Source organism: Aeromonas lacus, assembly GCF_000764665.1.
GTDB classification, from domain to species: domain Bacteria; phylum Pseudomonadota; class Gammaproteobacteria; order Enterobacterales; family Aeromonadaceae; genus Aeromonas; species Aeromonas lacus.
Genome location: NZ_JRGM01000180.1, coordinates 36046 through 53941 on the forward strand (window position 1 = coordinate 36046; position 17896 = coordinate 53941).

General features: G+C 60.8%; 12 protein-coding genes. 4 read left to right on the forward strand and 8 right to left on the reverse strand.

Annotated features, from left to right (window positions below; translation table 11 throughout):
• Nucleotides 1–194 precede the first annotated feature (194 nt).
• From LG31_RS0119815 to LG31_RS0119825, 3 genes are read left to right on the forward strand one after another with little or no spacing between them, the layout of a single operon-like run.
• Nucleotides 195–1289, forward strand: coding sequence for a putative 2-aminoethylphosphonate ABC transporter ATP-binding protein (locus LG31_RS0119815; protein WP_033116126.1), 1095 nt, complete (start codon nt 195–197; stop codon nt 1287–1289).
• Entirely contained in the window at nt 1286–3022 is a 1737-nt protein-coding gene (locus LG31_RS0119820; RefSeq protein WP_033116127.1) for a putative 2-aminoethylphosphonate ABC transporter permease subunit, read from the forward strand. Before LG31_RS0119815 ends, LG31_RS0119820 begins: the two co-directional genes overlap by 4 nt.
• Nucleotides 3023–3040: 18 nt before the next feature.
• Nucleotides 3041–4447: an FAD-dependent oxidoreductase gene (locus tag LG31_RS0119825; RefSeq protein WP_033116128.1), complete on the forward strand. Its 1407-nt coding sequence runs from the start codon at nt 3041–3043 to the stop codon at nt 4445–4447.
• A gap of 379 nt (nt 4448–4826) precedes the next feature.
• On the opposite strand, the gene LG31_RS0119830 is transcribed toward LG31_RS0119825, so the two are convergent.
• Complete coding sequence (locus LG31_RS0119830; RefSeq protein ID WP_193354239.1) at nt 4827–5546, reverse strand: TetR/AcrR family transcriptional regulator; 720 nt, start codon at nt 5544–5546, stop codon at nt 4827–4829.
• A gap of 225 nt (nt 5547–5771) precedes the next feature.
• Between LG31_RS0119830 and LG31_RS0119835 the strand changes: the two genes are divergently transcribed.
• A complete protein-coding gene (locus LG31_RS0119835; RefSeq protein ID WP_033116129.1) occupies nt 5772–7712 on the forward strand; it encodes an amidohydrolase in 1941 nt (646 codons plus the stop codon).
• A gap of 385 nt (nt 7713–8097) precedes the next feature.
• On the opposite strand, the gene LG31_RS20680 is transcribed toward LG31_RS0119835, so the two are convergent.
• From LG31_RS20680 to sdhA, 7 genes are all read right to left on the reverse strand, one after another.
• The gene (locus tag LG31_RS20680) at nt 8098–8892 is read right to left on the reverse strand and encodes a TIR domain-containing protein (RefSeq protein ID WP_084059669.1); all 795 of its coding nucleotides are present in this window, start codon (nt 8890–8892) and stop codon (nt 8098–8100) included.
• A 213-nt stretch (nt 8893–9105) separates the two neighbouring features.
• Nucleotides 9106–9978, reverse strand: a complete 873-nt coding sequence (sucD, locus tag LG31_RS0119840; protein ID WP_033116130.1) for a succinate--CoA ligase subunit alpha — start codon at nt 9976–9978, stop codon at nt 9106–9108.
• The gene (gene sucC / locus LG31_RS0119845) at nt 9978–11144 is read right to left on the reverse strand and encodes an ADP-forming succinate--CoA ligase subunit beta (RefSeq protein ID WP_005361097.1); all 1167 of its coding nucleotides are present in this window, start codon (nt 11142–11144) and stop codon (nt 9978–9980) included. The genes sucD and sucC overlap by 1 nt, the downstream gene beginning before the upstream one ends.
• A gap of 104 nt (nt 11145–11248) precedes the next feature.
• Entirely contained in the window at nt 11249–12436 is a 1188-nt protein-coding gene (gene odhB / locus LG31_RS0119850; protein WP_033116131.1) for a 2-oxoglutarate dehydrogenase complex dihydrolipoyllysine-residue succinyltransferase, read from the reverse strand.
• A gap of 33 nt (nt 12437–12469) precedes the next feature.
• Nucleotides 12470–15280, reverse strand: a complete 2811-nt coding sequence (gene sucA, locus LG31_RS0119855) for a 2-oxoglutarate dehydrogenase E1 component (protein ID WP_033116132.1) — start codon at nt 15278–15280, stop codon at nt 12470–12472.
• Between the two features lie 114 nt (nt 15281–15394).
• A complete protein-coding gene (locus tag LG31_RS0119860; protein WP_033116133.1) occupies nt 15395–16111 on the reverse strand; it encodes a succinate dehydrogenase iron-sulfur subunit in 717 nt (238 codons plus the stop codon).
• A 17-nt stretch (nt 16112–16128) separates the two neighbouring features.
• Nucleotides 16129–17895 (reverse strand): succinate dehydrogenase flavoprotein subunit, encoded by a 1767-nt coding sequence (gene sdhA, locus LG31_RS0119865; RefSeq protein ID WP_033116134.1) that lies wholly within the window; start codon nt 17893–17895, stop codon nt 16129–16131.
• Between the last annotated feature and the right edge of the window lies 1 nt (nt 17896).

The following is a 17896-nucleotide window of genomic DNA, read 5'->3' on the forward strand; positions in this document are numbered from 1 at the left end:
CTTCGCTTTTTGGTTTTAACTTCCCGAGTTTGTATTGCCTTCAATTAGCGACGCTTCGCCCATCCACACAGGGCCAAGCCACTTGCTGGCGACCCGATCTCATTTGACTGTCATCAAGCTGTCATCCCCCGATCACCTGACCGTCACACTTCACCTGCAAACTGGTATATACCAAATCAGTAGCGAGTCGAACCATGACCCAGCCCTATCTGGACATTCAACATCTCAACAAGCAGTTCGGTGCTTTTCAGGCCCTTAAAGGGATCTCTCTGACCATTGAGCCGGGGGAGTTTATCTGCTTTCTCGGCCCCTCTGGCTGCGGCAAGACCACCTTGCTCAGAGCCATCGCCGGGCTGGATCTGCCGGACAGTGGCGAGATCTGGCAAGGAGGGCGCAATATCTCCCGCCTGCCGCCCCAGCAGCGCGACTTTGGCATCGTGTTTCAGTCCTATGCCCTCTTCCCCAACCTGACGGTGGCCCAGAACATCGCCTTCGGCCTTGAGAATCAGGGGTTGGCGCGAGATCTCATCAAGGAGCGGGTGGACCACTGGCTGGGGCTGGTGGATCTCACTGCCCAGTCCCACAAATACCCGAGCCAGATCTCCGGCGGCCAACAGCAGCGGGTGGCGCTAGCCCGGGCCTTGGCTCTCTCCCCCGGCCTGCTGCTGCTGGACGAACCGCTCAGCGCGCTGGATGCGCTGGTGCGCACCCACCTTCGCAGCGAGATCCGCGCCCTGCAGCAGCGCCTTGGCATCACCACCATCATGGTGACCCACGATCAGGAAGAGGCGCTGACCATGGCCGATCGCATCGTGGTGATGGAGGGCGGCCGCATCGTACAGGTGGGCACCCCGCAGGAGATCTACCACCAGCCTGCCAGCCGTTTCGTGGCAAGCTTTGTAGGCACCATGAACTTCCTCGAGACCCTGGTGCTGAGCCCCAATCAGGTGCGCCTCAACGAACAACCGCTGACACTTGCCAACCAGGCCGCGGCCGGTAGCAAATTGCAGGTGGCGATCCGCCCCGAGGCGATCACCCTGAGTGCGCCGAGCGAGCCGTATCTTGGGCAACATGGCGTTGAAGCAACCATCGATCAGGTGGAGTTTCTCGGCGCCGCCCAGCGACTTATCTGCACCGCCGACACCTATCTGGGCCCACAGCAAATTCTGGTGGAGCGCCCGACCCACGAACTGCCCCGCCACGAACAGGGTGGCTGGCGCAGCGGCATGCGCTGCTCGCTGCACTGGCCCGCCGGGGCGATGCAACTGTTTGAAGGAGAGCACCCATGACTGCCCCCTTTGCGACCTCCTCCCTGCTGTCGCCAGCGACAGCCCGGCAAGACTCTCGTTGGCAGCGGCTTTGCCCTGGCTGGAGCCGGGATCAGCTGCTGCAACTGATCCTGCTGGTGCTCGGCATCGCCCTGCTCACCGGCGGTCTGCTGCTGCCGCTGCTCACCATGCTGCAAAAGAGCCTGCAAGATGAGAACGGCCTCTGGATAGGCCTTGCCAACTTCAGCGCCTACTTCGACTCCCCTCATCTGGGGCGCACCATCGGCAACACCCTCTGGCTCGGGGTGTTGATCACCACGCTGGTGGTGACCATCGCCTTTGGCTACGCCTATGCCCTCACCCGCACCTGCATGCCGGGCAAGCCCCTGTTTCGCCTCATCGGCCTTATTCCACTGTTGATGCCCTCCCTGTTGCCCGCCATCAGTCTGGTCTACTGGTTTGGCAATCAGGGGATCGCCAAGGGGTTGCTCGGCGGCGAGAGCATCTACGGCCCCATCGGCATCGTCATTGGCCTTGGCTTCTGGTGTTTCCCCCACGCCCTGATGATCCTTATCACGGCTCTGGGCCAGAGCGATGCCCGCCTCTATGAAGCCTCCCGGGTGCTGGGCAGCAGCGGCTGGCGCACCTTTGTCACCGTCACCCTGCCTACCGCCCGTTATGGCCTGCTCAGCGCTGCCATCGCCGTCTTCACCCTCACCATCTGCGACTTCGGGGTGGCCAAGGTGATTGGCGGCCAGTACAGCGTGCTGGCCACCGATATCTACCGGCAGGTGATCGGGATGCAGAACTTCTCGCTGGGCGCCGTTGCCAGCGTCACCCTGCTGCTGCCGGCGCTCTTGAGCTTTGCCCTGGAGCACAGGGTACGCAGCAAGATGCAGGAGCAGAGCAGCACCAAGGCGGTTCCCTATCAGCCCAAACCCCATCGGCTGCGGGATCTGCTGGCGCTCGGCTGGTGTACCCTCTGGGCCCTGCTGTTTCTGGCGCTGGTGGGGATGGCAGTTTACGGCTCCCTGGTGCAGTTCTGGCCCTATAACCTCGCTCTGACGCTGGATCACTACGCCTTTGACAGCAACAGTGTCTACGGCTGGCAGCCCTTTACCAACACCTTGCAGCTGGGCCTCTATACCGCGCTTATCGGTACCGTGCTGGTGATGGTGCTGGCCTGGGCGCAGGAGAAGGGGCGCCACTTTGCGCCGCTGCGCCAGCTGTTGCATCTGCTCGCCATGCTGTCGCTGGCGGTACCCGGCATGGTGCTGGGTCTCGGCTATATCTTCTTTTTCAACGGCAATCCGCTCTTTGGCGGCCTCTACGGCACCCTGCCACTAATGGTGCTCTCTTGCGTCATCCACTACTACACCGTGGGCCATATGACGGCGCTGACCAGCCTCAAGCAACTGCCCAAGGAGCTGGAGCTGGTGGCCATCTCATTGCGCATTCTGCTCTGGAAGGCGTTCTTGCGGGTCACCCTGCCCGCCTTCCTGCCAGCGCTGCTGGAGATCTTCATCTATCTGTTCGTCAACGCCATGACCACCACCTCGGCGGTGATCTTCCTCTATTCGAGCGACAGCGTGCTCGCCTCCATCGCCGTGCTCAATATGGAGGATTCCGGCGATACCGCCGCGGCCGCCGCCATGGCCACCCTGATCCTGCTGGCCGCCGCCGCCGTCAAGCTGCTCCAGCTCTTTTTGAGCCGCGCCCTGCTGGATCGCACCCAGCGCTGGCGCCACCCATAACCTTATCGAGGAGTCACCATGTCCACTCTCCCCTTCTGGCTAGCCGAGGCGCTCGCCGCCGAACAGCCCGTGCCGCCCACGCCCCTTCACGGCCACCACGAGGCCGATATCTGCATCGTCGGTGGCGGCTTTACCGGGCTGTGGAGCGCCATCGCCCTTAAACAGGCCGAGCCCCACCTGCACGTCATGGTGCTGGAGAAAGATCGCTGTGGCAGCGGCGCCTCCGGGCGCAACGGCGGCTGTTTGCTCACCTGGTCGGCCAAATACCTGACGTTAAAGCGCCTGTTTGGCGAGCAGCAGGCCGCCTGGCTGGTGCAAAGATCCGAGCAGGCGGTACACGAGATCGCCCGCTTCTGCGAAAAGCACAACATAGAGGCAGAGCTGAGAGTCGAGGGCACCTGCTACACCGCCACCAGCGAGGCCCAGCGCGGCCTGATGGAGCCGGTATTGCAGGAGCTACAGCGCGCCGACCTTAACCAGTGGCAGGCGATTGCAGAGGATGAACTGGCGAGCCAGAGCGGCTCCCACGTTCATCTGGAGGGGCTCTACAGCCCCCACGCGGGCTCGGTGCAACCGGCACTGCTGGTGCGCGGTCTGCTGCGGGTGGCTCGGGAGCTGGGGGTCGAGGTCTATGAGCACTCCCCCATGCAGCGCCTTGAGGCGGGCCAGCCGGCGCGAGTGCAGACGCCGCAAGGTGAGGTGCGTGCCCGCAAGGTAGTGCTGGCCCTCAACAGCGCCATGGTGCAGCACTTTCGCGAGTTTCGCCGCACTATCGTGCTGGTCTCCTCCGATATGGTGATAACCGACCCCGCACCGGATGCACTGGCCGCCCAGCAGCTTGAACACGGCCGCTCCGTGGTGGATGGCCGCACCTTTGTCCATTACTACCGCTCGACCCCGCAAGGGCGGCTGATGCTGGGCAAAGGGGGCAACACCTTCGCCTTTGCCAACCGCCATCTGGCCGAGTTTGATGCGCCGAGCCGTTATCTTGCCCCTCTCACCCGCACCCTGCGCCGCTTCTTTCCGGCACTTAAAGAGGTGCCCATCGCCGCCAGCTGGTGCGGCGCCTCCGATCGCTCGGTGGATGGCCTCCCCTTCTTCGGCCACTGGCGAGGGCAGCCCAATATCGTCTATGGCCTCGGCTATTCCGGCAACGGGGTGGCGCAGAGCTGGATGGGCGGCCAGATCCTGGCGGCCTTGGTGCGCGATGAGGGGCGGGAGGAGGACAAGCCGTGGCGCGACTGCGCGCTGGTCAGCGGCCCGCGCGGCTACTTTCCACCCGAACCCTTTCGCTGGCTGGGCGCCATGGCGGTGCGCAACGCCATCCGGCGCAAAGAGCGGGCGGAAGATGAAAACCGCCCGGTGGCCTGGTATGACAAACAGCTGGCCAAACTTGCCGATGCCGCTGGCAAGGCAGACAAGTAAGCGCGGTAATACCAATCCCGCACGGTTCTGCCCCGTCTGACTGCAACAAGCAGAGCGCCGACCTAAGGTTTGGCGCTTTGCTAATGGCACCATAGACCATCAGCGTGCAGGATGATCCCGAGCGGCGAAAACCTGCGATCAGCTCCGCGCTGCATTGCCCGGATCGGAGGGCATCGGACGGCATAGACAAGACGCGGCACACACGGTGCCCAACCTGCTGCCAACAGCACTGTTTCACCAGCGAAACACCATCAAGAGAAATCATTTTACTGTCGCAACAATCAGGCTGACAAAGCGCCGCCTTGCTGTGATATCGCGCCAGAGAGAGAGTCCCGCCGATCAGGGCAAACATCGCCAGCCCGCTACGCTTGCACGCGGTTTATCGCCGCCACTTGTCGGCCGCCGATACTTCCGTCCCCAGCAGCAACGCAGGCCTTGCCTGCCACACCCGCTCGGGGTCGGGCTCGGCAATGGCGGCGGCGATCAGCTGCTCGCTCCAGTGGCGGTGCAGCAGCCACATCTGCTGACCGAGATCCCCGTCGGCCCGGGTGCACTGCTTGGTGACATCGGCGGTGCGATAGAAGTAGCGCACCAGCGTCGTGAGTTCGGGCTCCGGCCAGCGGCAGCCAAAATCGCGCAACAGGGATGACCAGAAATCAATCTGACCCCGCTCGTGCTGCTGCTCCAGCGCATGCAGCTCGGGGATCAAATCCATCGCATGCCAGAGGGCGCCATAGCCGACAAAGCGGCGCTCCAGCTCCTCCAGTGCCTCGTCGAGCAGCACCAGCGCCTGTGGCCAGCTGGTCGCCTGTAGCCGGATCGCCTGCTGCGCCTCACAGACCGCCGCCAGCCACCCCATGGCGAGGCGGCCGATGATCGCCTCCTTGTTGGGATAGAGGTGGTAGAGCGACTTGATCCCCACCCCTGCCCGATCGGCGATGGCGTTGGTATTGAGAGCAGTAAAGCCCTGTTCCTGCAACAGGCTCAGGGTCGCCTCCTCGATGCGGCTGGCCACCGCCTGACTGCGCTGCTGCTTGGGTTGGCGGCGCATGGCAACCCCCCGGGGTAACGGCCCCTCGGTCACTGACTCCTCTGACATCACCCCTCCCTGTTGTTGGCCCATCGGCAGGCGCTCTGGCGGTAGATCTTGGTACCTCAGCAAAGCGGGCACTGCGCCCCGCTCGCCACCGATTGATGTGACATGGTAAACAAAACGTTAAATATTTACAGCAATTGCTGGCATTTTTTGACCGGGCAGCCATAAAGAGATCGCGTAATGTGCAGTAAAAACTGCACTCAACCCGACCCTCAAGGAGATCACTGCATGGATTGCAAGGCACCACACCACGCCCGTTCCCGCACCTTTTTGCTGCTCGCCCCGCTGCTGGCCGCCACGCTGGCGGGCTGTCAGCAGGGGCAACCGCCCATCGCCGCACGCACTCTTTATCTCAACGGCAAGATCCACACTCAGGATGGTCAGCGGCAGGTGGCAGAGGCCATGGTGGTGAGCGGCGGCCAGTTCCTCTATGTGGGCAACCGGCAGGGGGCCGAGGCGCTCACCACCCCCGACACTCAGGTGGTCGACTTGCAGGGCAAGATGGTGCTGCCGGGGCTGCACGACAACCATATCCATCTGCTGGGCACGGTGGCCCTCGATATGTGCGATCTCGACGGCAAGCCGGTCGATCTCGGCGAGCTGGCGGCCAAGGTGAAGCGCAGCCTGCCCCGCTACGCCCCCAAAGCTGGCGACTGGCTGGTGATCAACCAGTGGTCTCCCTACGAGGGCAACGCCCCCACCACCGCCTATAAAACCGTACTGGCGGCCCTCGATGCCGCCGCCCCCGACAACCCGGTGGTGCTGGCCGGGGTCGATGGCCACGCCAGCGCCTACAACTCGCGGGCACTGGCGCTGGCGACCGATAAAAGCGGCAAACAGGTGGGCTTCTCCACCGCCACCCTGGCGCCGGGCGGCCTCTTTGCCCCCTTCAAACCCTATGTGGATCTCGATAGCGGCGTTATTCGCGAGGGGGCCCGTAGCGCCATCCCCTCCCCCGATAGCGGCCTGCTCAGCGCCCGTGACGAGCAGGCGGCGAACCAGTATCGCCAGATCCTGCCCGCCGTCTCGACCCTGATGGCCTCGCGCGGCATCACCAGCATTCAGGACGCCTGCGCCACCGACTTTATCCGCGATCGCCTGCGGGAGATGGAAGATCAGGGGCTGCTCAATATGCGGGTCACCGCCGCCACCTGTTTTCACGAGGATGACTACAGCGGCAAGCTCGATATCGGCGGCCATCTGGCCAAGGCCAACCGGGTGCGCGACCAGTTCGCCGGTGATCCGCTGATCAAGGCCGATGCGATCAAGATCTTCCTCGACGGAGTACTGGAGGGGGATCCCTTCAGCACGCCCCCCTTCCTGCCCAACGCCGGTATGCTGGCCAACTACCAGACCCCCCACCTCGCCGCGGATCAGGGTGGCGAGCAGGTCACTATCACCGCCAACAGCGAGGATGCAGGCAGCAAGGGGCTGGTCAACTACCGCGCCGCCGATCTGAACCGCTACGTGGGGGCGCTCGACAAGGCGGGCTTTAGCATCCATATGCACAGCATCGGCGATCGCACTACCCGCATGGCCCTCGATGCACTAGAAGCGGCCCGCGCCAACAACGGCGATCACGGCATTCCTCATACCCTCGCCCATCTGCAGGTGGTGCATCCTGACGATCAACAGCGGCTCGGCCAGCTTGGCCTCTACCTCACCTTCACCTACGCCTGGACCAACCCCCAGCCCGAATATGACATGCTGGTTACCCCCTTTATTCAGCCGACCCGCAAGGGGCAATCCCTGCACGAGGCGATGTACGATCCCAAGGGGTATCTCAAGCAGGCGCTCTATCCGGTGGCCAGCTCGCGCAAGGCGGGAGCCATTCTGGTGGCCGGCAGCGATGCGCCGGTCGACAGCCGCGATCCGCGCCCCTTCGCCAATATGGCCGCCGGGGTTAACCATGCACCCAAAAGCGGCGATGACTTTCGGGCGAGCCAGCGCATCACCCTAGACCAAATGCTGGATGCCTACACCATCAACGGCGCCCGCGCAGTGCGCCAGCAGGCTATCAGCGGCTCCATCGAAGCAGGCAAATCGGCCGACTTTATCGTGCTGGATCGGGATCTCTACCAGCTGGTCGCCGCTGGCAAGCCGGAGCAGATCGCCGATACCAAAGTCACCCGCACCGTCTTTCGCGGGCAGACGGTCTTTAGCCAATAGGCTCAGGCGAAATGGCGAGTGTGAGGATCTCATCAACTGCGCTCTGAGCATATGCCGCAAGCAAGGCGCTTCTTAAAAGCAAAATGCCGACCTTTGGGTCGGCATTTTTACAGATGAAATCAGAGGGGCATTATCACCAAGCGTGGTCAGCTGATTGACCTCAGCGGCGGCAGGACTGATTCACTTGCGAAACAGCATCAGTCAATTCGATTTCAGCAGCGGAACAATCTTGACCAGTTCGATTCTGGCGGCTGGTAATCCCTGTGGCAATACGAACCGCCCGTCCGAATACGCTTCGCTATTCAACCCCACGAGTTGTCACTCAGAGCGATAGCGTGATTTGTAGGTTGGTGCAGAGCGTAGCGAAGCCCAACATACGAGATGATCACCAACTGGTAATTGCATAACCACATGCCTTGAGCTCTTTAGATACTGCAAGTTTCCAGCCACCAGCGGCATCTAAGCCCACGTATACTACGCCACTGATGTCATTTGGAGTTTCAATTTCTCCCTTAACCAAGGCACAAACATTTTCCCTACCGAATTTTGCCATCAGGTAGCCATGTTCAAAAACAACGTTCTGTCGAGCTCGGTTTTTAGGAGGAATTTTTGATTCATGCACACCCCGACCAAGATCACAGGGCGTATATAAAATTAGAGCAAAGTCGGCATCGTTTGAATAATGCTCAATCTTCTCAATGATTGTCATTCCTGAACTAGCTTGCTCATGAAGTATGATTGCTTTAAGACCTAAACTTTCTATGAAACGGCTAACTTCATATTTAGCTTCATTATCCCTTCCATGAACAATAAAAACATTTCTTTTGTTTCTAGCTATAGGTTCATTTATTCCGCCTAAGACCTTGCCTTGATTTTGTAATGGCACTGACACACCGAACTCAAGCGCGTCCAGCAGTGGTGTGAATTGCTCAGAAAGGTAGGTTCTTCGCTCAGCATACGTAGCGAATTTCGGCTGTATGAACCCCCAGAAAGAGTCAAGATTTCTATGTAGTTTTAGCCATGCTGGTAATTGGGTAGCAATATCGTGATTACTAAGTAACTCGTAGCGAAGTTGTTCGTATTCACTGGAATCTGCTGTTTTTCCTGTGGCATGAGCGATCAACAAATTTAACAGATAGTTAACTTTCTCAAAATCACTTTTTAGGAAATTTATGCTCATTCACAGAGTACCGGTTCAGTTTTTATGGGCCTAATTGTTGATTATACTGTGAGTTAACGCCTATTTACAGAGCACTTATTACCTAACCCGTAAGGTCAAACAGCAAAGCATATTCTAACGTCCGGAAATAAAGATGACTGCTTCAAATCATTAGTGAATAAAAATGCCGCCCATCGGGCGGCATTTTTATTAGCGATAACGGGCTAACAGGAATTACCAGCCGGTCACTTCGCGCAGAGCCTTGCCGATATCGGCCAGGGAGCGGACGGTTTTCACGCCAGCATCTTCCAGCGCGGCAAACTTGTCGGCGGCGGTACCCTTGCCACCGGAGATGATGGCGCCAGCGTGGCCCATCCGCTTGCCGGGAGGCGCGGTAACACCGGCGATATAGGAGACCACCGGCTTGGTGACGTGGGCCTTGATATAGGCGGCCGCGTCTTCCTCGGCGTTGCCACCGATCTCGCCGATCATCACGATCGCTTCGGTCTGCGGGTCGTTCTGGAACATCTCCAGAATGTCGATAAAGTTGGAGCCCGGGATGGGGTCGCCACCGATACCGACGCAGGTGGACTGGCCAAAGCCCTCGTCAGTGGTCTGCTTGACCGCTTCGTAGGTCAGGGTGCCGGAGCGGGAGACGATACCCACCTTGCCCGGCTTGTGAATGTGGCCCGGCATGATGCCGATCTTGCACTCACCCGGAGTGATCACACCCGGGCAGTTGGGGCCGATCATCCGCACGCCGGTCTCTTGCAGCTTCACTTTCACATCCAGCATATCCAGAGTCGGGATGCCTTCGGTGATGGTGACGATCAGCTTGATGCCCGCGTCGATCGCTTCCAGGATCGCGTCCTTGCAGAACGGCGCCGGGACATAGATGACGGAGGCAGTGGCGCCGGTCGCTTCAACCGCGTCACGGACGGTGTTGAACACCGGCAGCCCCAGATGGGTGGTGCCACCCTTGCCCGGGGAGACGCCGCCCACCAGCTGGGTGCCGTAAGAGAGCGCCTGCTCGGAGTGGAAAGTACCCTGACCGCCGGTAAAGCCCTGGCAGATGACTCGGGTTTCCTTGTTAATCAGTACGCTCATCAGTTGGCCTCCGCTGCTTTGACGACTTGCTGCGCGGCATCGGTCAGACTCTTGGCCGCAATGATGTTGAGGCCACTCTCGGCCAGCTTGATACCACCCAGCTCGGCATTGTTGCCTTCCAGACGCACGACCACGGGCACCTTGACCCCCACTTCCTTGACAGCACCTATGATGCCTTCCGCGATCATGTCGCAGCGCACGATGCCGCCAAAGATGTTGACCAGCACCGCTTTGACGTTGCTGTCGGAGAGGATGATCTTGAACGCCTCGGTCACGCGCTCCTTGGTGGCGCCGCCGCCGACGTCAAGGAAGTTGGCCGGCTTGCCGCCGTGCAGGTTGACGATATCCATGGTACCCATGGCCAGACCCGCGCCGTTGACCATGCAGCCGATGTTGCCATCGAGGGCCACATAGTTGAGCTCCCACTGGGCGGCGTGCGCTTCGCGGGGGTCATCCTGTGACGGGTCGTGCATCTCGCGCAGCTTCGGCTGACGATAGAGGGCGTTGGCGTCGATGTTGATCTTGCCATCCAGGCAGTGCAGGTTGCCCTGCGCGGTGATCACCAGCGGGTTGATCTCCAGCAGCGCGAAATCGCAGTCGAGGAACATCTGACCCAGACCCATGAAGATCTTGGTGAACTGTTTGATCTGATCGCCGACCAGACCCAGTTTGAAGGCCAGTTCGCGGGCCTGATAGGCCTGCGGACCCACCAGCGGATCGATGGCCGCCTTGTGGATCAGATGGGGGGTTTCGTGGGCGATCTTCTCGATATCCACGCCACCTTCGGTCGAGGCCATGAAGACCACGCGACGGGAGCCACGGTCAACCACGGCGCCCAGGTAGAGCTCTTTGGCGATGTCGGTGCAGGATTCAACCAGGATCTTGGTGACCGGCTGGCCGTTGGCGTCGGTCTGGTAGGTCACCAGATTCTTGCCCAGCCAGTTCTGGGCGAAGGCACGGATCTCATCCTTGCTCTTGGCCACTTTCACACCGCCCGCCTTGCCGCGACCACCGGCGTGTACCTGGCATTTCACCACCCAGGTATTGCCGCCAATCTTGTCGGCCGCTTCGGCCGCTTCCTGCGGGGTAGCACAGGCATAACCTTCGGAGACCGGCAGGCCATACTCGGCAAACAGCTGTTTTGCCTGATATTCATGCAGATTCATAGATGCTCTATCCGTGTTGTAGGTATTTCCGTCCGGGGCTCGTGTTTCTCAATCCCCTGTGAGTGGGGGCCTCGGGGGCCCCTCGTTATCTTTCAGTTGGTTGCTCAGACGTCCAGCAGCAGGCGGGTCGGATCTTCCAGGAGCTCCTTGACGGAGACCAGGAAGCCTACCGATTCGCGCCCGTCGATGAGACGGTGATCGTAGGAGAGGGCCAGGTACATCATCGGCAGGATCTCGACCTTGCCGTCAACGGCCATCGGGCGATCCTGGATCTTGTGCATGCCCAGAATGGCGCTCTGGGGCGGGTTGATGATCGGGGTGGACATCAGGGAGCCGAACACTCCACCGTTGGTGATGGTGAAGTTGCCGCCAGTCAGCTCATCCACGGTCAATTTGCCGTCGCGGCCCTTGCCGGCCAGATCCTTGATGGCCTTCTCGATGTCGGCCAGGCTCATGTTGTCGCAGTCGCGCAGTACCGGCGTCACCAGACCACGGGGGGTGGAGACGGCGATGCTGACGTCGAAGTAGTTGTGGTAGACGATGTCGTCACCATCCAGCCCGGCGTTCACTTCCGGATAGCGCTTGAGGGACTCCACCACCGCCTTCACGTAGAAGGACATGAAGCCGAGCTTGATGCCGTGCTTCTTCTCGAAGATCTCGCCGTACTGCTTGCGCAGATCCATGATGGGCTTCATGTTGACCTCGTTGAAGGTGGTCAGCATGGCGGTGGTGTTTTTCGCTTCCAGCAGACGCTCGGCGATGCGCTTGCGCAGACGGGTCATCGGCACCCGCTTCTCGCTGCGACCGGCCAGTGCGGCAACCGGTGCGACCGGAGCAGCAGCAACCGGAGCGGCTGCGGCAGGCTTGCTCAGCGCCTTGATGTAGGCTTCCACATCATCCTTGGTGATGCGACCGCCCTTGCCGGTGCCGGTCAGCTTGGCCACGTCGATGTCGTGCTCGCCAATCAGACGACGCACGGAGGGGCTCAGGCCATCGGCACCATCATCGGCAACCGCTTCAGCCGGCTTCTCTTTGGTCTCTTCACCGGCCACGGCAGCCGCCTTGATGGTGGCGATCAGCTGGCGGGAGAGGACGGTTGCCCCCTCTGCCTGCAGGATGTCGCCCAGCACGCCAGCTTGCGGTGCCGGCACTTCCAGCACCACCTTGTCGGTTTCGATGTCGACCAGCACTTCATCACGGGCAACCAGATCACCCGGCTTCTTGTGCCAGGTGGCAATGGTGGCATCCGCCACTGATTCCGGCAGGTCCGGTACCTTGATCTCGATAGTCATCTAATCAGTTCCTTGTTACTTCTTGTTCAGGGCTTAGGCCAGAGTAAGGGCATCTTCCACCAAGGCTTTCTGCTGCTTGGCGTGGACGGACATGTAACCAACCGCCGGCGAGGCGGACGCCGGGCGACCGGCATAACGCAGGGTGGCTCCGGTCGGCAGCACGTCATCGTAGTTGTGACGGGTGCAGTACCAGGCGCCCTGGTTTTGCGGCTCTTCCTGACACCAGACAAAATCGGTGACGTGGCTGTAATCGGCCAGAATGGCGCGCACTTCCTCTTCCGGGAAGGGGTAAAGCTGTTCGATACGCACGATCGCCACATCCTTCTGCTCCGCCTTGCGACGGGCTTCGAGCAGGTCGTAATAGACCTTGCCGGAGCAGAATACCACCCGCTTGACCGCTTTCGGATCCAGCGCGTCGATCTCGCCGATGGCGTTCTGGAAGGTGCCTTCCGCCAGATCTTCGAGCTTGCTCACCGCCAGCGGATGGCGCAGCAGGGATTTGGGGGTCATCACGATGAGCGGACGGCGCATCGGGCGCACTACCTGACGGCGCAGCATGTGGAATACCTGAGCCGGGGTTGAGGGGACGCACACCTGCATGTTGTGCTGGGCGCACATCTGCAGATAACGCTCCAGACGGGCGGAGGAGTGCTCCGGCCCCTGCCCCTCGTAACCGTGCGGCAGCAACATGGTCAGGCCGCACATCCGGCCCCACTTCTGCTCGCCGGAGGAGAGGAACTGGTCGACTACCACCTGGGCACAGTTGGCGAAGTCACCGAACTGGGCTTCCCAGATGGTGAGGCCGGCCGGCTCGGCGCTGGCGTAGCCATATTCAAAGGCCAGTACCGCGTTCTCGGTCAGTACCGAGTCATAAATCTCGAACGGCCCCTGCTCGTCGTGCAGGTTGCACAGCGGGGTGTAGGTGCTGGCATCGGTCTGGTTGTGCAGCACGGCGTGGCGGTGGAAGAAGGTGCCACGGCCGGAGTCTTCACCGGTAAAGCGGATGCGGGAACCCTTGTCCACCAGGGTGGCGTAGGCCAGGGTCTCGGCAAAGCCCCAGTCCACCAGCTTCTCGCCGGCAGCCATCAGACGACGGTCTTCGTAAATCTTCTCGACCTGACGCTGCAGCACGTGGGTAGCCGGATACTGGCTCACCCGCTCGCCGAGGGCTTTGAGGTGATCCATCGGTACTGTGCTGTCATAGGCCATGTTCCAGTCGTGGCCGAGATAAGGGGTCCAGTCGACGGAATGCAACTCCATCGGCCGCCACTCCTTGCTCACCCGCTCGCCGCGATCCAGTGCTTCGCGATACTCGTTGACCAGCGTCGTCGCCTGCTCCTGGGCAATGCTCCCCTCGGCCACCAGCTGATCGGCGTAGATCTTGCGCGGGGTCGGGTGCTGCTTGATCTTCTGGTACATCAAGGGCTGGGTCGCGTTCGGCTCGTCGGCCTCGTTGTGGCCATGACGACGGTAGCAAACCAGTTCGATCACCACGTCGCGCTTGAAGGTGTTGCGATAATCGAGCGCAATCTGGGTCACCAGCACCACGGCTTCCGGGTCGTCACCGTTGACGTGCAGCACCGGCGCCTGCACCGCCTTGGCGATGTCGGTGCAATATTCGGTGGAGCGCAGGTCACGGTGATAGGAGGTGGTGAAACCGACCTGGTTGTTGATGACGATGCGCACCGTCCCGCCTACGCCATAAGCGCGGGTCAGAGACATGTTGAAGGTCTCGGCCACCACGCCCTGACCGGCCATGGCCGAGTCACCGTGGATGGTGATGGGCAGCACGCTGGAACCATCCTTGTCACCGCGACGATCCATGCGGGCACGCACCGAGCCGATGACCACCGGGTTGACGATCTCGAGGTGAGACGGGTTGAAGGCAAGCGCCAGATGGACGTTGCCGCCCGGGGTGGCGAAGTCGGAGGAGAAGCCCATGTGGTACTTCACGTCGCCCGTGCCCCAGGATTCGCCGTGTTTGCCGGCAAACTCGTCGAACAGGTCCTGAGCGCGTTTGCCCAGCACGTTGATCAGCACGTTGAGGCGACCGCGGTGGGCCATACCGATAACGGCCTCTTTGCAGCCCTGCTCACCGGCGCGACGGATCAGCTCTTTCAGCATGGGGATCATGGCGTCGCCACCTTCCAGCGAGAAGCGCTTGGCTCCCGGGAACTTGGCACCCAGATATTTTTCCAGCCCTTCGGCGGCGGTCAGGTTGTCGAGGAAGCGGGTCTTCTCTTCGAGGGTGTAGCTCCCCTTCCCTTCAATGGATTCAAGACGCTGTTGCAGCCAGCGCTTCTCCTCGGTCGAGGTGAGGTGCATGTAGTCGGCGCCGATGGAGCCGCAATAGGTCTTCTTCAGCGAGGCGTAGAGATCGGAGAGCACCATGGTCTCGCGACCGATGGCGTAGGAGCCCACATTGAAGGTGGCCTCCATGTCTGCGCCCTGCAGGTTGTGGAATGCCGGATCCAGTTCGGCGACGGTATCGCGCTGCCACAGACCGAGCGGGTCCAGATTGGCATTCTGGTGACCACGGAAACGGAACGCGTTGATCAGTTGCAGTACCCGCACCTGCTTGGCATCCACTTGCGGATCGGAGACAGGCGCGCTGTAACGGGAGGGATCCTTGGCCAGACGACGGAAATAATCGCGGACCTGGGAGTGGGGTTGTTCGACCGCATGGCCATTGACCTGGGGCAGCTCGCTAAACAGGCTGCGCCACTCATCGGATACGGAGTCAGGATTTTCCAGGAAGGATTCGTACAAATCCTCAATGTAGCTTGCATTCGCACCAGCCAGGTGAGATGACTCCAACCAGGCCTTCATCACGCCGTTATGCATTTCTATCCCTTGTACTTCTTGTTACTGCTACGCAGCTTGTAGGGTTCAAACAGCCATCCTGCCACGGGTGGGATGGCTGTCCGGAAGCAGGGCCGACCTTGGCCGGCCCGAATACTAAACAGCCCGATTGAGCAACATCGACTTGATCTGGCCAATCGCCTTGGTCGGGTTCAAGCCTTTCGGACAGACGTTCACGCAGTTCATGATGCCGTGGCAACGGAACACGCTGAAGGCGTCATCCAGATTACCCAGTCGCTCGGTGGTCGCGGTGTCGCGGCTGTCAGCCAGCCAGCGGTAGGCGGCAAGCAGCCCGGCCGGACCGATGAACTTGTCGGGGTTCCACCAGAAGGAGGGGCACGAAGTGGAGCAGCAGGCACAGAGAATGCACTCGTACAGGCCATCCAGCTTGGCGCGCTCTTCGGGGGATTGCAGGTGCTCACGCACCGGCGGCAACTTCTCTTCATTGATGAGGAAGGGTTTGACCTTCTCCCACTGGGTGTAGAACTGGGTCATGTCGATCACCAGATCGCGGATCACCGGCAGGCCTGGCAAGGGGCGGATAACGACGTTATTGCCCTTTTTCAGCAGATCGGAGAGCGGGGTGATGCAGGCAAGACCGTTCTTGCCATTCATGTTGAGACCGTCTGATCCACAGACCCCTTCGCGGCAAGAGCGGCGAAAGGCGAGTGTGGGGTCCAGCTCTTTCAACTGGATCAGTGCGTCGAGCACCATCATGTCGGAACCTTCAGGAATATCAAGACGATATTCCTTCATATAAGGGACGTTATCAACATCCGGATTGTATCTGTAGACAGAGAAAGTGACGTTCATAGGGCTTGGCTCCGCAATCAGTAAGTCCGGACCTTGGGCGGGAACGCCTCACGGGTCTTGGGTGACATGTTGACAGCGCGACGGGTCATGGACTCGGTGTCCGGGTGATAGAGGCTGTGACACAGCCAGCTCTCGTCGTCGCGATCCGGGAAGTCAAAGCGGCTGTGAGCTCCGCGACTCTCGGTACGGAAGTTGGCCGCCACCGCAGTGGCAAACGCCGTCTCCATCAGGTTGTCCAGCTCCAGACACTCGATGCGCTGGGTGTTGAACTCTTTGGCGGTGTCATCCAGACGGGCATTTTTCAGGCGCTCGCGGATCAGCTTCAGCTCCGCCAACCCTTCAGCCATGGCATCCCCTTCGCGGAACACCGAGAAGTTGTTCTGCATGCAGCGCTGCAAGTCTTTGCGGATCTGCACCGGGTCTTCGCCGTCACGGCAATTTTCCCAGCGGTTGAAGCGGGCCAGTGCGGCATCGATGTCGGATTCGGACGCTTCGCGGCCGTGCTCCATCTCGCCCAGGGTGTTGACCAGATGCATGCCAGCGGCGCGACCAAACACCACCAGATCCAGCAGGGAGTTGCCACCCAGACGGTTGGCGCCGTGTACCGAGACGCAGGCAATTTCGCCGACCGCAAACAGGCCGACCACCGGCACGTCATTGCCATCTTTGTCTTGCGCCAGACACTGGCCATTCACGTTGGTCGGCACGCCGCCCATCATGTAGTGGCAGGTCGGGATGATTGGAATAGGCTCTTTGACCGGATCCACGTGGGCGAAGGTGCGAGAGAGCTCGCAGATGCCCGGCAGACGGGATTCCAGTACCTCTTTGCCGAGGTGATCCAGCTTGAGCTTGATGTGCGGGCCCCAAGGACCATCACAGCCACGCCCTTCGCGGATCTCGATCATGATGGAGCGGGCCACCACGTCGCGACCGGCCAGATCCTTGGCGTTGGGGGCATAACGCTCCATGAAGCGCTCGCCATCTTTATTGAGCAGATAACCGCCTTCACCACGGCACCCTTCGGTCACCAGCACGCCTGCCCCGGCGATGCCGGTCGGGTGGAACTGCCAGAACTCCATGTCCTGCACCCCTACCCCGGCGCGCAGCGCCATGCCGACGCCGTCACCTGTGTTGATGTGGGCATTGGTGGTGGACTGGTAGATACGACCGGCACCGCCGGTGGCCAGCACGGTGGCCTTGGCCTTGAAGTAGACCACTTCGCCGCTCTCCATATCGATGGCGGTACAGCCAACGATGTGACCGTCCTGGTTTTTCACCAGATCCAGCGCGTACCACTCGGAGAAGACGGTGGTCTTGTTCTTGACGTTCTGTTGATAGAGGGTGTGCAGCAGGGCGTGGCCGGTACGGTCGGCCGCAGCCGCAGTACGGGCAGCCTGCTCGCCACCGAAATTCTTGGACTGACCGCCAAACGGACGCTGGTAGACAGTGCCGTTGTCGAAACGGGAGAAGGGCAAGCCCATGTTCTCCAGCTCATAGATGGCTTCAGGGCCGGTCTTGCACATGTACTCGATGGCTTCCTGATCACCGATGTAATCGGAGCCTTTTACGGTGTCATACATGTGCCACTGCCAGTTGTCGTCGTGGGCATTGCCCAGCGCAACCGTGATGCCACCCTGGGCGGAGACAGTGTGAGAACGGGTCGGGAAGACCTTGGACAACAGAGCGCAGCTCTTGCCGGACTGGGCAATCTGCAGCGCGGCGCGCATGCCGGCACCACCGGCACCAATCACGACCGCATCAAATTCACGAGTTGGAATAGTCACC

What these genes read in the sequence shown, in the direction of transcription:
- sucD (WP_033116130.1), bottom strand. Translation starts at nt 9,978, where the DNA reads ATGAGCGTACTGATTAACAAGGAAACCCGAGTCATCTGCCAGGGCTTT.
- LG31_RS0119815 (WP_033116126.1), top strand. Translation starts at nt 195, where the DNA reads ATGACCCAGCCCTATCTGGACATTCAACATCTCAACAAGCAGTTCGGT.
- LG31_RS0119830 (WP_193354239.1), bottom strand. Translation starts at nt 5,546, where the DNA reads ATGTCAGAGGAGTCAGTGACCGAGGGGCCGTTACCCCGGGGGGTTGCC.
- sucA (WP_033116132.1), bottom strand. Translation starts at nt 15,280, where the DNA reads ATGCATAACGGCGTGATGAAGGCCTGGTTGGAGTCATCTCACCTGGCT.
- LG31_RS0119820 (WP_033116127.1), top strand. Translation starts at nt 1,286, where the DNA reads ATGACTGCCCCCTTTGCGACCTCCTCCCTGCTGTCGCCAGCGACAGCC.
- LG31_RS0119835 (WP_033116129.1), top strand. Translation starts at nt 5,772, where the DNA reads ATGGATTGCAAGGCACCACACCACGCCCGTTCCCGCACCTTTTTGCTG.
- LG31_RS0119860 (WP_033116133.1), bottom strand. Translation starts at nt 16,111, where the DNA reads ATGAACGTCACTTTCTCTGTCTACAGATACAATCCGGATGTTGATAAC.
- LG31_RS20680 (WP_084059669.1), bottom strand. Translation starts at nt 8,892, where the DNA reads ATGAGCATAAATTTCCTAAAAAGTGATTTTGAGAAAGTTAACTATCTG.
- sucC (WP_005361097.1), bottom strand. Translation starts at nt 11,144, where the DNA reads ATGAATCTGCATGAATATCAGGCAAAACAGCTGTTTGCCGAGTATGGC.
- odhB (WP_033116131.1), bottom strand. Translation starts at nt 12,436, where the DNA reads ATGACTATCGAGATCAAGGTACCGGACCTGCCGGAATCAGTGGCGGAT.
- LG31_RS0119825 (WP_033116128.1), top strand. Translation starts at nt 3,041, where the DNA reads ATGTCCACTCTCCCCTTCTGGCTAGCCGAGGCGCTCGCCGCCGAACAG.